The following is a 14,242-nucleotide window of genomic DNA, read 5'->3' as shown; positions in this document are numbered from 1 at the left end:
CATCAGTGCTGCACCTCGGCCTCGGCGGCCAGCTCGGCGGACAACTGGGCGGCCTGCTCCCGCAGCTGCGGGGTCGGCTCGGCGAAGACGTGGGCGAAGAGCGACATCGGGTCCAGCTCGGGATCGGCGTGGAACTCGGCCCGCATCCGGGCCGCCAGCGCCTCCGCCTCGTCCGCCGCGGCCTGCACCAGCGCGTCGTCCAGCACGCCGAGCCCGCGCAGCGCGCGCTCCATCAGCAGCACCGGGTCGTGCTCGCGCCAGGCCTCAACCTCGGGCTCGGTGCGGTAGCGGGTGGCGTCGTCGGCGTTGGTGTGCGCCTCGACCCGGTAGGTCAGCGCCTCGACCAGGGTCGGACCGCCGCCCGTGCGGGCCCGCTCGACCGCCTCGGCGAGGACGCCGTGCACGGCGGGCGCGTCGTTGCCGTCCACCAGCCGGCCCGGCATCCCGTAGCCGACGGCCTTGTGGGCCAGGGTCGGCGCGGCGGACTGCGCGCTGAGCGGCACGGAGATCGCGTAGCCGTTGTTCTGCACCAGGAAGACCACCGGGGCCCGGAGCACCGCGGCGAAGTTCAGCGCCTCGTGGAAGTCGCCCTCGCTGGTGCCGCCGTCGCCGAGCATGGCGAGCGCCACCACCGGGTCGCCGCCCAGCCGGGCGGCGTGCGCCAGCCCCACCGCGTGCGGGGCCTGGGTGGCCAGCGGGGTGCAGAGCGGGGCGGTGCGGCTGGCGCGCGGGTCGTAGCCGGTGTGGGCGTTGCCGCGCAGCAGGGTGAGCGCCTCCAGCGGGTCGACGCCCCGGGAGACCACCGCGAGGGTGTCCCGGTAGCTGGGGAACAGCCAGTCGCGCTCGCCGAGCACCAGCGCGGCGGCGACCTGGCAGGCCTCCTGGCCGGTGGACGCCGGGTACACGGCGAGCCGGCCCTGCTTGGTCAGGGTGGTGGCCTGCTGGTTGTAGCGGCGGCCGACCACCAGGCGGCGGTAGAGCTCGCGCAGCAGCGCCGGGTCGTACTTCTCCAGCTCGGGGGTGCCGAGCACCCGGACGGGGGAGGCGTCCGGGAGCAGGGGGGCCGGATCGGAGCGCGGGGCGGTGGCCCCGGGCTCCCAACCGGGCACCGCCGTGTGGTGTCTGTGGTCGAGAACGGTCATCTCGGGGCACCTCCTGGGGTGGCGGGGGCTCCCTACCGATTGTTCGGTCGTCTGTTCATCTTGACCAGAAGCGTGACAAGGTGGTGGACATTCGGCCCGTTCGGCGGTCGACTGGTGGCAGTGCGTCCAATCGGTGAGGGTGGGGGGTCATGTCGGCTGAACAGATGTCCAGACTCGACCGGGTCGACCGGTCGATCCTGCGGCTGCTGCAGCAGGACGGTCGCGCCTCCATCCGCTCGGTGGCCGAGCGGGTGCACGTGTCCCGGGCCAACGCGTACGCCCGGATCTCCAGGATGGTCGAGGACGGCGTCATCCGCGGCTTCACCGCTCGGGTCGACCACGAACGGGCAGGTCAGGGCGCGTCCGCGTACATCACCCTGAAGATCGTGCAGAACTCCTGGCGGACGGTCCGGGAGCAGCTCCTGGAGCTCCCCGGGGTCGCCCACATCGCCCTGGTCGGCGGGGACTTCGACGTCCTGCTGCTGGTGCACACCGCCGACAACCACGCCCTGCGGGAGCTCGTGCTCAACCGCATCCAGTCCATCCCGCAGGTGCTCGGCACCCGGACCATGCTGATCTTCGAGGAGACCGACCAGGTCCCCCCGCTCTGAGCGGCGCCGGGTGCGGCGCTAGCGGGCGCGCAGGCCGTCGAAGGCCAGGTGGACGACCGCGTCCGCGACGCCGTCGGCGCCGCGCAGGCCCGGCCGGTACCACTCCACGATCGAGTTGATCATCCCGAACAGCAGCCGGGTGGCCAGCCGGGGCTCGACGTCCGCGCGCAGCGAGCCGTCCGCGACGGCCGCCCGCAGCAGCTCGGCGACCTGGTGGTCGAAGTCCCGGCGCCGCTCCAGCGCCCACAGCTCGGTGGCCGTGTTGCCGCGCACCCGCAGCAGCAGGGTCACGTACGGCAGCTCCGCCAGCAGCACCTCGGCGGTACGCCGCACCACGTGCTCCAGCCGCTCCACCGCGGGGCCCTCGACCGCCGCCGGCTCGGACAGGATCGCGAACAGCCCGTCCAGCGCCCGCCCGACGGCCAGCCGCAGCAGCTCCTCCTTGCCGCGGACGTGGTGGTAGATGGACGACTTGGAGATCCCGGCGGCCCGGGAGAGGTCCTCCATCGAGGTGCCGTCGTAACCGCGCTCGTTGAAGACGTCGACGGTCACCGCGAGCAGTGACTCGACGGTGTAGGCGGTGCGCGTGGTGTGATCGGCCATCCCCCGAGTATCCCCGGCCCCCCGGCGCCGTACGCGATCGGGTCGGCCCGGTGCGCACCGGCCGCGGTGCGCACGGGCTCTGCTCCACACGGGCTCTGGTCCACACCAGCTCTCAGGGGCAGGGCCTAGACTCTGCGGACGATCGTCCACGTCCAGCAGGTGGGGTCCAGTCCGATGAACGCAATACCGGCCGTCGCCTCCGACGCGCCCGAGCAGCGCAGCGACGAGCCGGAGGGCGTTCCCGGCGGTTGGCGGGAGCACGCCCGGGCCCTGGTGGTCCGGTTCGGCCCGGCGGTGTGGTGCTACGCGGTGCTGAAGCTGATCGGCTTCACGGTCTTCATGAAGCTGCTCTCCTTCTCCGGCGACTACATCAAGAAGCACCCCCGGTTCGGCGGCGGTGCCAATCCGTGGGACGTCCTGGCCAGCTGGGACGGCTGGTGGTACCAGCAGGTGGCCGAGTTCGGCTACCACCCCGCGCTGATCCCGGTCCCGAACGGCCCGGTGGGCTTCACCGTCGAGCAGAACTCCGCCGCGTTCTTCCCGCTCTACCCGGGCCTGATGCGGATGACCTCGGACGTCACCGGCCTCGGCCTGTACGGCGCCGGGATGCTGGTGTCGGTGGTGGCCTCGCTGTTCGCCGCCGCCGGGATCTACGCGGTGGTGGACCGGATGGCCGGCCCGAAGGCGGGCGTGATCGCGGCCGGGATCTGGGCGATCGCCCCGGGCTCGGGCGCCGAGTGGGCGATCTACTCGGACTCGCTGTTCGTCGCGCTGGCCGCCTGGGCCTGCTACTGCGTGATGAGCAGGCAGTGGGTCGCGGCCGGCTTGATCACCCTGGTCGCCGGGCTGAACCGGCCGACGGCCGCGGCGCTGATCGGGGCGGTCGGGCTGGCGGCGCTGGTCGAGCTGTACCGGCGCGACAGCGGCGTGCTGCGCCCGCTGGCCGCGATGGTGCTGGCCCCGGTCGGCCTGCTCGGCTACGTCGCCTGGGTGGGCTGGCGGATGGGCGAGTGGGGCGGCTACTTCCGGCTGCAGCACGACGCCTGGCTGCACTACTTCGACTGGGGCCAGGGCACCTGGGCGGCGATGCGGGGCGTGCTGCTGGGGCGCAACGACTACCCGTTCGCGTTCCCGGTGCCGGACCTCTTCGCGACCCTGATCGTGCTGACCCTGCCGGCCCTGGTGGTGCTGCTGTTCCGGCTGCGCCCGCCGCTGGTGCTGACCGCCTACACGCTGGCCACGATCGTCTCGGTGCTCGGCAGCCTGGGCATCTTCGGCAACGTCTCGCGCTACCTGCTGCCGGCGTTCCCGCTGTTCATCGCGCTGGCGGTGGCGATGCGCAAGCTCAGCTGGCCGGTGCTGGCGGCGGTGCTGGGCACCGGGGCGATCGCCTCGGGCTGGTTCGCCGGGTACGTCATCTTCGAGCTGGGCGTTCCGTAGACCGACCACCTCTCCAGGCCCCCGGGGGCGCGTCCGCGACGGACGCGCCCCCGCGCGCTTCCCGGATTCGCGACCGCTGCACCCTCTTGAGCCGACCGATCGTTCGGTTACTCTGTGACGTGTCCCGTCCTCCCCTCTGAGGAGCGCACAGATGTCCGCAGCGGTCACCCACCCCCTCGTCGGCGAACTGGTCGAGCGCCACCAGGCCACCCTGGACGCCGCCCTCGACGCCGCCGCCAAGCGCGACTACTGGTCGCCCTACCCCGAGTTCCCCAAGGCGTACGGCGAGAGCGGCCCGGCGGACGGCAAGGCCGCCTTCGACGGCCTGCTCGGCCGGCCGTTCGCCCTCGACGGCCACCCCGCCGACGGCGACCTGGTCGATGGCGAGGCCTCCCCGTACGGCCTGGAGCTGGGCGTCGGCTACCCGCACGCCGAGCCGGACGCGCTGATCGCCGCGCTCACCGCCGCCCGCCCCGGCTGGGCCGCCGCCACCCCGCTGGAGCGCGCCGCCGTCTGCCTGGAGATCCTGCACCGGATCAACGCCCGCTCCCACGAGTTCGCCCAGGCCGTCATGCACACCACCGGCCAGGCCTACGGCATGGCCTTCCAGGCCGGCGGCCCGCACGCCCAGGACCGCGGCCTGGAGGCCGTCGCCTACGCGTACGCCGAGCAGACCCGGCTGCCCCGCCGGGCCGGCTGGACCAAGCCGCAGGGCAAGCGCGACCCGCTGGTGATGACCAAGGAGTTCACCGTCGTGCCGCGCGGCCTCGCGCTGCTGATCGGCTGCAACACCTTCCCCACCTGGAACGGCTACCCCGGCCTGTTCGCCTCGCTGGCCACCGGCAACCCGGTGCTGGTCAAGCCGCACCCGCGGGCCGTCCTGCCGCTCGCGCTGACCGTCCGGGTCGCCCGCGAGGTGCTCGCCGAGGCCGGCTACGACCCCAACACGGTCTGCCTGGCCGTCGAGCACGAGGGCGGCACCGTCGCCCAGACCCTCGCCGTCCGCCCCGAGATCCGGCTGATCGACTACACCGGCTCCACCGCCTTCGGCGACTGGCTGGAGGAGCACGCCCGGCAGGCCGAGGTCTACACCGAGAAGGCCGGCGTCAACGCGGTGGTCATCGACTCCACCGACGACTACAAGGGCATGCTGGGCAACCTGGCCTTCGCGCTCTCGCTCTACAGCGGCCAGATGTGCACCACCCCGCAGAACCTGCTGATCCCGCGCACCGGCATCAGCACCGACCAGGGCGACAAGTCCTACGACGAGGTCGTCGCCGACCTCGCCGCCGCGATCGAGGGCCTGCTCTCGGACGACGCCCGCGCCGCCGCCGTCCTCGGCGCCGTGGTCAACCCGGGCGTGCTGCAGCGCTCGGCCGCCGCGGCCGGCGGCGAGTACGGCGAGCTCGCGCTCGCCCCGCGCGCGGTCACCTCCGCCGAGTTCCCCGGCGCGACCGTCCGCACCCCCGCGCTGGTCAAGCTGGACGCCGACAAGCCGGACGACCGCGCGGTCTTCCGCACCGAGTGCTTCGGCCCGGTCTCCTTCGCCGTCGCCGTCGAGTCCACCCCGGCCGCCGTCGAGCTGCTGCGCACCACCGTCCGCGAGAAGGGCGCCATGACCGCCACCGGCTACACCACCTCGCCCGAGGTGGAGGGCCTGCTGGTCGAGGCCGCGCTCGACGCGGGCGTCTCGCTGTCGCTCAACCTGACCGGCGGGGTCTACCCCAACCAGACGGCCGCCTTCTCCGACCTGCACGGCACCGGCGCCAACCCGGCCGCCAACGCGGCCTACTGCGACGGCGCGTTCGTCGCCAACCGGTTCCGCACGGTGGAGGTCCGCCGGCACGGCTGAGCCCTGCGGACCACCCACCCGGGCCCCGGCGGCACCGCCGCCGGGGCCCGGCGGTTCACAGTCCCCGGCGCGCCCGGGATGATGGAGGCTGGGAGAACGCCGGACACGGCGTCCAACCGACCTCCGAACACCGGGAGCTGACACATGACCGCGAAGCCGACGACCGCCACCGACGTCCTGATCGTCGGTGCCGGACCGACCGGACTGCTGCTGGCGGGGGACCTCGCCGCCGCCGGGGTCGGCGTCACCGTCCTGGAGAAGCGCGGCGCCGAGTCCAACCTGACCCGGGCGTTCGCCGTGCACGCCCGCACCACCGAGCTCCTGGACGCCCGCGGCCTCGCCGACGACCTGATCGCCACCGGCCGGCCGGTCACCTCGCTGCGGATGTTCAACCGCTTCGGCATCGACCTCGGCTCGCTGCCCACCCGGTTCCCGTTCGTCCTGATCACCCCGCAGTACAACGTCGAACGGCTGCTCCACGAGCGCGCCGTGCAGGCCGGCGCGACCGTCCTGCGGGGCGCCGAGGTCACCGCGCTGCGCCAGGACGCCGAGTCCGTCACCCTGGAGACCGCCGACGGACGGGCCTTCACCGCCGGGTACGCGGTCGGCACCGACGGCGTCCGCTCCACCGTCCGCGACCTGCTCGGCATCCCCTTCCCGGGCGAGTCCGTGGTCGACTCGGTGATGCTCGCCGACGCCCGGCTGGAGCGCGAACCCGCCGACGCCGTCACCGCCGGCGCCAACGAGGCCGGGTTCGCCTTCCTCGCCCCCTTCGGCGACGGCTGGTACCGCGTCATCGCCTGGGACCGCGAGGAGCGCCAGCCGGACGGCGACACCCCCTCGCCCGAGCGGATCGCCGACGTCGCCCGCGCCGCCCTCGGCGAGGACTACGGCCTGCACGACGTCCGCTGGAGCTCCACCTTCCACAGCGACGAGCGCCAGGCCCCCAACTACCGCTCGGGCCGGGTCTTCCTGGCCGGCGACGCCGCGCACTGCCACTCCCCGGCCGGCGGCCAGGGCATGAACACCGGCCTCCAGGACGCCGCCAACCTCTCCTGGAAGCTCGCCGCGGTGCTCCGGGGCCGCGCCACCGACGCCCTGCTGGACACCTACCAGACCGAGCGGCACCCCGTCGGCCGGACGGTGTTGCGCACCTCCGGGGCGCTGATCCGGATCGCGCTCGCCGAGTCCGCCCCCACCCGCGCCCTGCGCGGGGCGCTCACCGCGCTCGGCGGCCACCTCGACGTGGTCACCCAGCGCGGCGCCCGGATGGTCTCCGGCCTCGACATCTCCTACCCGGCCCCGAAGGACGCCCACCCGCAGGTCGGCAAGCGCGTCCCGGACCTTCGGCTCACCGCGCTGAGCAAGCCCGTCGAGGGCGCTCCGGCCGCCCCGGAGCGGCTCTACGAGGCGCTGCGCACCGGGCGGTTCGTGCTGGTCAGCAATGACGAGCTGGCCGCCGCCGAGCCCTGGGCGGACCGGATGGTCACCGCCGCACCGGCCGACCCGCACGGGAAGCTGCGCGACACCGTCCTGCTGATCCGGCCGGACGGCTACGCCGCCTGGGCCGCCGTCGACCCCGGCCAGGGCGAGCTGCGCGCGGCCCTCACCGAGTGGCTCGGCGCCGTCTGACCCACCGCCGCCCGACCCGCCGCCGGCGGGTGCGCGGCCGACCGCCCGCACCCGCCCACCGGGCCGCCGGAGCCCCGACCGCTCGTTCGGTCGTCGGTTAACCCCGGCCCTTCCCGTAGTGCCGCGCGGCCTTGGCGCGATTGCCGCAGACCGCCATCCGGCACCAGCGCCGGCGCCCGTTCTGCGACGTGTCGAGGAAATGCAGGATGCAGGCCTCGTGTGCGCACCGCTTGATGCGGTGCGCACCCCGGCCGAGCAGGTCGAGGAGGTCGTCCGCGGCCAGCCAGGCCGCCAGCCACTCGGCCCCGTCCACCTCGACGCGGGCGGCCGGCCCCTGCGGGCCGAGCTCCCGGTGCAGCCGCCCGTGCCGCAGCACGGCGTTCAGCCGCTCCGTCGCCTCCGCGCCCAACTCGCCTCCGGTGAGGACGTCCTGGACGACCGCGGAGATCGCCCCGCGGGCCTCGCGCAGGGCCGCGAGGGCGGCGTCGGTGTCCTGGCAGCGGTCGGTGAGGCCGGCGGAGGAGAGCCAGATCCGCTGCCCGTCCGGCTCGGCGAGCAGGTCGTTGACGGGGGTGCCGGCCCACCGGGTGTTCAGCAGGTCGAGTGCCAGCGGCTCACCGGTCAGCGGCCGGGGGTCCCGGGGGTCCGTCGTCACGTCGGTCATCGTCCTCCCTCGGATCGCCCCGATTCTACGTCCGCCCGTTCCGCCCCGAACTGGTATGGACCGGGCCGGGAATTCGGGCCATTCACTGTATGCGGGCGCGGCATTTCCAGCCCTCCACACTTGACTGTTTTTTAGCAACGAATTGCTTGACCATGAGCCAACTCGCGCAGTTGTTCTGTCATGTTCTAGCCAGCGTTCTCGACCCCGGAACGCCATGGCCCCCAGCCGGCCCCCACAGCCGGCCAGAGGAGGATCCGTTGCGCCCCCGCTCCCTTGCCCTCGCCGCGGCGATAGCCGTGCTGCCGCTGACCGCCGTCTCCCTCGGCGTCTCCACCGCGCAGGCCGCGCCCGCCCCCCGCGTCGCGCTCCCCGACACCGTCAACCCCGCGGTGGCCCACTCGGAGAAGAAGGGCGACGTCCCGGCCGAGCAGCAGATCTCGGTGGCCGTCAGCCTGAAGCTGCGTGACACCGACGCCCTGGACCGCTTCCTCACCGCGGTCACCACGCCGGGCGCCCCGGAGTTCGGCAAGTACCTGACGCCCGAGCAGTTCACCGCCCGGTTCGGCCCGACCCAGGCCGCCGTCGACCAGGTCAAGTCCTACCTGGCCGCCCAGGGCCTGACGGTCACCGACGTGAGCGCCAACCGCCAGGTGGTCAGCGCCCGCGGCACCACCGCCCAGGTCTCGCAGGCCTTCGGCACCCACGAGAGCGCCTACGTCGACCCGCAGCTGCAGCGGGCCTTCTTCGCCAACGACGCCGCCGCCTCCGTGCCCGCCGACCTGGCCTCCGTGGTCCAGGGCGTCGAGGGCCTGGACAACCACGCGGTGCGCAAGAACCGCCTGGCCAAGCCGAACGCGATCGCCCCGAAGGCCGCCACCGCGACCCCGAGCGGCTTCGGCCCGTCCCAGTACGACGGCGCCTACAACCTGAACAAGACCGGCGCCGACGGCACCGGCGTGACCGTCGCGCTCTGGGAGTTCGACGGCTACTCCAAGGGCAACCTGACCACCTACGACTCGCAGTACGGCCTGACCGGCCCGGCGGTCTCCACCGTCTCGGTGGACGGCGCCAACTACGACTCCAAGCCGGGCGAGGGCCAGGGCGAGGTCGAGCTGGACAGCGAGATCGTCCGCGGCGCCGCACCCAAGGCGACCCAGCTGGTCTACGAGGCGCCCAACAGCGACCAGGGCGAGATCGACATGGCCAACAAGATCGTGGCCGACAACCGGGCCTCGGTCATCTCGATCTCCTGGGGCTCCTGCGAGCCCGACACCACCGCCGCCTCGATGACCGCGGTCGACAACGCCTTCAAGCAGGCCGCCGCCCAGGGCATCTCGATCTTCTCCGCCTCCGGCGACGACGGCTCGCGCGACTGCACCCGCTCCACCAGCGGCTCGACGGTCAAGGCGGTCGACTTCCCGGCGTCCAGCCCGCACCAGACCGGCGTCGGCGGCACCAACCTCAAGGTGTCCGGCACCACCTACTCCTCCGAGAGCGCCTGGAGCACCGCCGGCGGCGGCGTCTCCACCGTGTTCGCCAAGCCCGCCTGGCAGACCGGCACCGGGATCAACGGCACCATGCGCACCGTCCCGGACGTCTCCTCCAACGCCGACCCGGCGAGCGGCTTCGCGATCTACACGGCCGGCGGCTGGCAGGTCTACGGCGGCACCAGCGCGGCCGCGCCGCTCTGGTCCGGCTACGCGGCCCAGTTCAACCAGAAGGCCAAGGCGGCCGGCCAGCCGGTCCTCGGCGAGGCCAGCCCCCGGCTGTACGCGGTCGCGAACGGCAGCGGCTCCGCCTCCGCGTTCCACGACGTGACCAGCGGCTCCAACCAGGACTTCCCGGCCAAGGCCGGCTACGACCAGGTCACCGGCTGGGGCTCCCCGATCGCCGACGGCCTGACCACCGCCCTGCTCGGCGGCACCACCCCGCCGCCCAGCGGCGGCTGCACCGCCGCCCAGCTGATCGGCAACGGCGGCTTCGAGACCGGCACGGCGTCCCCGTGGACGGCCTCCAGCGGCGTGGTCGACAACAGCTCCTCGCAGGCGGCGCACGCGGGCAGCTGGAAGGCCTGGATGGACGGCTACGGCTCCGCCCACAGCGACACCGTGTCGCAGACCGTCTCGATCCCGGCCGGCTGCAAGTCCGCGAGCCTGACCTTCTGGCTGCACGTCGACACCGCCGAGACCGGCTCCACCGCGTACGACAAGCTGACCGTCCAGGCCAACAGCACCACGCTGAAGACCTACTCCAACGTGGACGCCGCGGCCGGCTACGTGCAGCGCACCCTGGACCTGACCTCGTTCGCGGGCCAGACCGTCACGATCAAGTTCACCGGCACCGAGGACTCCTCGCTGCAGACCAGCTTCGTGATCGACGACGTGGCGCTGAACGTCGGCTGATCCCCGACCGCCAGCACCACCAGACCCCCGCCGGGGCGGCGCCGTACGGCCCGCCCCGGCGGTGTCCGTCGTCCGGCCGGATCCACGGCGGGTGTTTCCGAAGTGTTTCAAGATCGCTAACCCTTCGGTTCACCTGCCGTGACCACTGTCATACGCACGACTGATGACGTAGCCTCTCGACCGTGCATAGGGTTCCCCAAAGCTCGGTGAAGCCGCTGGCGGCGCGCCCCGGCGTCGGCCAGGTCCCACCGAACTCACCTGGTGGGGAGTGTCACCGCATGGCCGCACAGCAGCCTCAGGACTCCGCGCGGCTCCGACTGGTCGGACCGCGCCCGGAGCGCCCCGGCCCACCCGCGCCCGCACCGGCGCCGAACACCCCCTCCGCAGGACGGCCCGCCCCCGCGGGCGGCTTCGCGGACACCCTGCACCTGGCCATCGAGGCCAGCGGCCTCAGCCTGGACCGGATCCGGGCCGCACTCGCCCAACGCGGTGTCAGGGTCAGTGTCACGACCCTGAGTTACTGGCGCCGCGGGCGCAGCCAGCCCGAGCGGGCCAGCTCGCTGCGCGCCGTCCACCTGCTGGAGGAGCTGCTCGGGCTGCCGCACAGCGCGCTGACCTCGCTGCTCGGCCCGCCGCGCCCCCGCGGCCGCTGGGCCGCCACCGCCAACACCCTGCACCTCGGGCTGGAGGACGTCTGGCCCGGCGAGCAGGAGATCGCGGACATCTTCACCGAGCTGGACGCGCCGCCGGCCGGTGAGCTGGAGCGGCTGAGCATCCACGACTCGTACTACGTGGACGCCGAGCGGCGCGGCAACCTGCTGCGGATGCGCCAGGTGGTGCGGGCCACCGTCAGCGGCGTCGGCCGCTGCCTGGTGGTGCACAAGGCCGACGAGGAGGCCACCGGCTGCCCCGAGATCACCTCGGTGCGGCACGGCCGGCTCGGCCGGGTCCGCCGACGCCCGGAGGCCGGCCTGACCGTCGGCGAGCTGATGCTGGACCGCCCGCTGGCCCTCGGCGACAGCACGGTCTTCGAGTACGAGGTGGAGATCCCGCCCGGCGGCCCGACCCTGGAGTACAGCCGCCGCTTCGCGACGACGGTGCGCGAGTACGTGCTCCAGGTGCACTTCGACCCGGCGGCCGTCCCCGCGCACTGCGAGCGCTACGACCGCGAGCCGGGCGCCGACGTCGACCACCGCCGCGAGCAGCTCTGGATCGGCGCCTCCGCGAGCGCCCACGTGCTGGCCCCGGACCAGCAGCCGGGACACATCGGCATCCGCTGGGAGTGGCAGTAGCCGCCGGCCGTCCCGTGGGCACCACCCCTTGACCGACCCCCGTTGACCGACCCCCGTTGAGCCCGCCGGACCGCGTCCGGCGGGCTCTTCGCGTGCCCGGTCCGGCCGCGCGCCCACGCCGACACCTAACCCCTTCGTGGACCGGTACCGGTTGACGCCCCATCACCTAACCCCTACATTCGTGAGTACCGGTTAGGCAGCAGCCTCGCCGACGGCCCCACACCACGGGAGTGACCAGGCATGTCCGCCACCACCGCGCTCCGCACCCTGACCACCGGCCACATCGGGCTGAACGTCACCGACCTGGCCCGCTCGATCGACTTCTACCGCGCCGTGTTCGGCCTGGAGGTCACCCGCGAGGGCACCGACCCCGAGCGCCGCTTCGCCCTGCTCGGCCGCGACGGCCGCCTCGTGGTGACGCTCTGGCAGCAGAGCGAGGGCACCTTCGCCACCTCCGCGCCCGGCCTGCACCACCTCTCCTTCGAGGTCGAGAGCCTCCAGGAGGTCCGCGCCGCCGAGGAACTGCTGCGGGGGCTCGGCGCCTCCTTCGCCCACGACGGCGTCGTCCCGCACAACGAGGGCTCGGCCTCCGGCGGCATCTTCTTCACCGACCCCGACGGCATCCGGCTGGAGATCTACACCCGCACCGGGGTGGACGAGACCGGGGCCACCGCCCCCACCCCCTCCGCACCGACCTGCGGTTTCTTCTAACGAGCACCCCCGACTGGAGCCGGCCATGACGCCCCCCACCGCGACGCCCTACCACCCCGGCGAACGGGCCGCCCAGGCCCGGGCCGGCCGGAGCGACCGGGCGGACCACGCCGGCCGGTCGATCCGGGACACCGTCCCGGCGGTGGCCGCCCGCTTCCTCGCCGAACGCCGGATGCTCGTCCTCGGCGCCGCCGACCGGGACGGCCGGATCTGGGCCACCCAGCTGGCCGGCCCCGCCGGCTTCCTGCAGGCCCCCGACGAGCGGACCCTGGCGGTGGCCGCCCACCCCGCCGGGGACGACCCGCTGGCCGCGGCGCTGACCCGGCCCGCCCGGGTCGGCACCATCGCCCTGGACCCGGCCGGCCGCCGCCGGATGCGGCTCAACGGCCGCTCCGCACCGGACGGCCGGGGCGGCCTGACGATCACCGCCGAGCAGGTGGTCGCCAACTGCCCCAAGTACATCCAGCGCCGCACCCCGCTGGACCGGCCCGCCGCCGGCCCGCCGCGCGCGGTCGCCGCCGGGCCGGTGCTGTCCACCGCCCAGCAGCTGACCGCGGCCACCGCCGACACCTTCTTCGTCGCCACCACCGGCCCGGACGGCAGCGTGGACGCCTCCCACCGGGGCGGCTTCCCCGGCTTCCTGCAGGCGGTGGCGCCGGACCGGCTGCGCTGGCCCGAGTACCCGGGCAACAGCATGTTCCTGACCCTCGGCAACCTGGAGCTGGACCCACGCGCCGGCCTGCTGCTGCCCGACTGGGAGACCGGCGGGGCGCTGCTGGTCACCGGGGAGGCCCGGACCGACTGGTCCGACGGGGCCCGGCAGGGCGCCCCGGGCGCCGAGCGGATGGTCGAACTGACCGTCACCGGCGTCCGCGAGCTGGCCGACGCCACCCCGCTGACCTGGACCGGACCGGAGTACTCCCCGGCCCTCCCGCCCGCCGCCGCGGCCTGACGCGCCACCACCGCCCGCCCCGGACAAGGTCTTCCGACCGCAAGGCCGTTCCAGGCCCTCCAGCAGGCCCAGGGCCGGACCGGCCCGGACGCCGCCGGCCACCCGGGCCCGGAGACCTGGCGCCGGCTGTTCTCCTGACCGCCCGGCGGCCCGCGGCGCGACGCCTCAGCGCCGCCCGGACATCCAGTGGAAGAGACCCATCGCCACGCTGGTCGCCAGGTTGAAGCTGGACACCCCCGGCTGCATCGGCACCGCGACCAGCTGGTCCGCCCGCGCCCTGAGCTCCGCCGAGACGCCGTGCCGCTCGGTGCCGAAGGCGAGCAACGCGTCGTCCGGGAAGGGCAGCGTGCGGATGTCCGCGCCCTCCGGGTCCAGCACGTACAACGGCCCGGCGGGCAGCTCCGGCAGGGCCAGCCGCTCCACGGCGGTGGCGAAGTGCAGGCCGGCGCTGCCGCGCAGCACCGTCGGGTGCCACGGGTCCAGGTCGCCGGTGGTGACCACGCCGGTGGCGCCGAACCCGGCCGCCAGCCGGATCACCGCCCCGACGTTGCCCAGGTTGCGCGGGTTCTCCAGCAGCACCACCGGGGCCCGCCGGGGGCGCTCGGCCAGCACCGCCAGGTTCGCGGCGACGGACGGCCGCACCGCCAGCGCGATCACCCCGGTCGGGTGCAGCCGGGGCGCCAGCGCCCGCAGCCGCGGCTCCGGCAGCTCCTCGGCCAGGCCGTCCAGCGCGGGCAGCACGTCCGCCGCCAGCTCCGCGGCCAGCTCCAGCAGCGCCGCCCGGTCGGCGGTCAGCACCCGCCGGACGTCCCCGCCGAAGCGCAGTGCGTGCTTCAGCGCGTGGAACCCGTCCAGCAGCAGCGCCCCCGGCTCCCGCTCCGCCGCCCGCCACGCCCGCACCAGCTCGTCCTCGTCCATGGCGTTCACTCTGTCACCCCGGT

Annotated in this window: 12 protein-coding genes; 8 read left to right on the top strand and 4 right to left on the bottom strand. The window is 74.2% G+C overall.

Annotated elements, in window-relative coordinates:
* Nucleotides 1–2: 2 nt before the first annotated feature.
* On the bottom strand, nt 3–1,142 hold the full coding sequence (gene pdhA / locus ACIA8Q_RS27760; protein WP_360211999.1) for a pyruvate dehydrogenase (acetyl-transferring) E1 component subunit alpha: 1,140 nt from the start codon (nt 1,140–1,142) through the stop codon (nt 3–5).
* A 149-nt stretch (nt 1,143–1,291) separates the two neighbouring features.
* Between pdhA and ACIA8Q_RS27755 the strand changes: the two genes are divergently transcribed.
* Entirely contained in the window at nt 1,292–1,753 is a 462-nt protein-coding gene (locus tag ACIA8Q_RS27755) for an Lrp/AsnC family transcriptional regulator (protein WP_360212001.1), read from the top strand.
* An 18-nt stretch (nt 1,754–1,771) separates the two neighbouring features.
* On the opposite strand, the gene ACIA8Q_RS27750 is transcribed toward ACIA8Q_RS27755, so the two are convergent.
* Nucleotides 1,772–2,356 (bottom strand): TetR/AcrR family transcriptional regulator, encoded by a 585-nt coding sequence (locus tag ACIA8Q_RS27750; protein WP_360212003.1) that lies wholly within the window; start codon nt 2,354–2,356, stop codon nt 1,772–1,774.
* A gap of 174 nt (nt 2,357–2,530) precedes the next feature.
* Here ACIA8Q_RS27750 and ACIA8Q_RS27745 point away from each other — a divergent pair, with 174 nt between their 5' ends.
* The 3 genes from ACIA8Q_RS27745 (at nt 2,531) to ACIA8Q_RS27735 (ending at nt 7,280) form a co-directional block, all read left to right on the top strand.
* A complete protein-coding gene (locus tag ACIA8Q_RS27745; RefSeq protein WP_360212005.1) occupies nt 2,531–3,796 on the top strand; it encodes a hypothetical protein in 1,266 nt (421 codons plus the stop codon).
* Between the two features lie 151 nt (nt 3,797–3,947).
* Nucleotides 3,948–5,648, top strand: a complete 1,701-nt coding sequence (paaN, locus tag ACIA8Q_RS27740; RefSeq protein WP_360212007.1) for a phenylacetic acid degradation protein PaaN — start codon at nt 3,948–3,950, stop codon at nt 5,646–5,648.
* 144 nt (nt 5,649–5,792) lie between these two features.
* Nucleotides 5,793–7,280 carry an FAD-dependent monooxygenase gene (locus tag ACIA8Q_RS27735; protein WP_396317886.1) on the top strand — a complete coding sequence of 496 codons (1,488 nt, stop codon included), beginning with the start codon at nt 5,793–5,795 and terminating at the stop codon, nt 7,278–7,280.
* Nucleotides 7,281–7,377: 97 nt separating this feature from the next.
* On the opposite strand, the gene ACIA8Q_RS27730 is transcribed toward ACIA8Q_RS27735, so the two are convergent.
* Entirely contained in the window at nt 7,378–7,935 is a 558-nt protein-coding gene (locus ACIA8Q_RS27730) for a CGNR zinc finger domain-containing protein (RefSeq protein ID WP_396317885.1), read from the bottom strand.
* A gap of 266 nt (nt 7,936–8,201) precedes the next feature.
* On the opposite strand from ACIA8Q_RS27730, the gene ACIA8Q_RS27725 reads away from it, so the two are divergent.
* From ACIA8Q_RS27725 to ACIA8Q_RS27710, 4 genes are all read left to right on the top strand, one after another.
* Entirely contained in the window at nt 8,202–10,346 is a 2,145-nt protein-coding gene (locus ACIA8Q_RS27725; RefSeq protein ID WP_396317884.1) for a protease pro-enzyme activation domain-containing protein, read from the top strand.
* Between the two features lie 278 nt (nt 10,347–10,624).
* Nucleotides 10,625–11,638: an XRE family transcriptional regulator gene (locus ACIA8Q_RS27720; protein WP_360212015.1), complete on the top strand. Its 1,014-nt coding sequence runs from the start codon at nt 10,625–10,627 to the stop codon at nt 11,636–11,638.
* Between the two features lie 240 nt (nt 11,639–11,878).
* Nucleotides 11,879–12,349 (top strand): VOC family protein, encoded by a 471-nt coding sequence (locus ACIA8Q_RS27715; protein ID WP_360212017.1) that lies wholly within the window; start codon nt 11,879–11,881, stop codon nt 12,347–12,349.
* Nucleotides 12,350–12,374: 25 nt separating this feature from the next.
* The gene (locus tag ACIA8Q_RS27710; protein ID WP_360212019.1) at nt 12,375–13,301 is read left to right on the top strand and encodes a pyridoxamine 5'-phosphate oxidase family protein; all 927 of its coding nucleotides are present in this window, start codon (nt 12,375–12,377) and stop codon (nt 13,299–13,301) included.
* A 165-nt stretch (nt 13,302–13,466) separates the two neighbouring features.
* Here ACIA8Q_RS27710 and ACIA8Q_RS27705 read toward each other — a convergent pair whose 3' ends face one another.
* Nucleotides 13,467–14,219 carry an RNA methyltransferase gene (locus ACIA8Q_RS27705; RefSeq protein WP_360212021.1) on the bottom strand — a complete coding sequence of 251 codons (753 nt, stop codon included), beginning with the start codon at nt 14,217–14,219 and terminating at the stop codon, nt 13,467–13,469.
* Between the last annotated feature and the right edge of the window lie 23 nt (nt 14,220–14,242).

It is taken from the genome of Kitasatospora sp. NPDC051705 (assembly GCF_044453265.1).
In the GTDB taxonomy this organism is placed as follows: Bacteria; Actinomycetota; Actinomycetes; order Streptomycetales; family Streptomycetaceae; genus Kitasatospora.
This window is presented reverse-complemented; position numbering and strand designations above follow the sequence as displayed.

What these genes read in the sequence shown, in the direction of transcription:
- ACIA8Q_RS27705 (WP_360212021.1), bottom strand. Translation starts at nt 14,219, where the DNA reads ATGGACGAGGACGAGCTGGTGCGGGCGTGGCGGGCGGCGGAGCGGGAG.
- ACIA8Q_RS27735 (WP_396317886.1), top strand. Translation starts at nt 5,793, where the DNA reads ATGACCGCGAAGCCGACGACCGCCACCGACGTCCTGATCGTCGGTGCC.
- ACIA8Q_RS27720 (WP_360212015.1), top strand. Translation starts at nt 10,625, where the DNA reads ATGGCCGCACAGCAGCCTCAGGACTCCGCGCGGCTCCGACTGGTCGGA.
- pdhA (WP_360211999.1), bottom strand. Translation starts at nt 1,142, where the DNA reads ATGACCGTTCTCGACCACAGACACCACACGGCGGTGCCCGGTTGGGAG.
- ACIA8Q_RS27745 (WP_360212005.1), top strand. Translation starts at nt 2,531, where the DNA reads ATGAACGCAATACCGGCCGTCGCCTCCGACGCGCCCGAGCAGCGCAGC.
- ACIA8Q_RS27715 (WP_360212017.1), top strand. Translation starts at nt 11,879, where the DNA reads ATGTCCGCCACCACCGCGCTCCGCACCCTGACCACCGGCCACATCGGG.
- ACIA8Q_RS27755 (WP_360212001.1), top strand. Translation starts at nt 1,292, where the DNA reads ATGTCGGCTGAACAGATGTCCAGACTCGACCGGGTCGACCGGTCGATC.
- ACIA8Q_RS27750 (WP_360212003.1), bottom strand. Translation starts at nt 2,356, where the DNA reads ATGGCCGATCACACCACGCGCACCGCCTACACCGTCGAGTCACTGCTC.
- paaN (WP_360212007.1), top strand. Translation starts at nt 3,948, where the DNA reads ATGTCCGCAGCGGTCACCCACCCCCTCGTCGGCGAACTGGTCGAGCGC.
- ACIA8Q_RS27710 (WP_360212019.1), top strand. Translation starts at nt 12,375, where the DNA reads ATGACGCCCCCCACCGCGACGCCCTACCACCCCGGCGAACGGGCCGCC.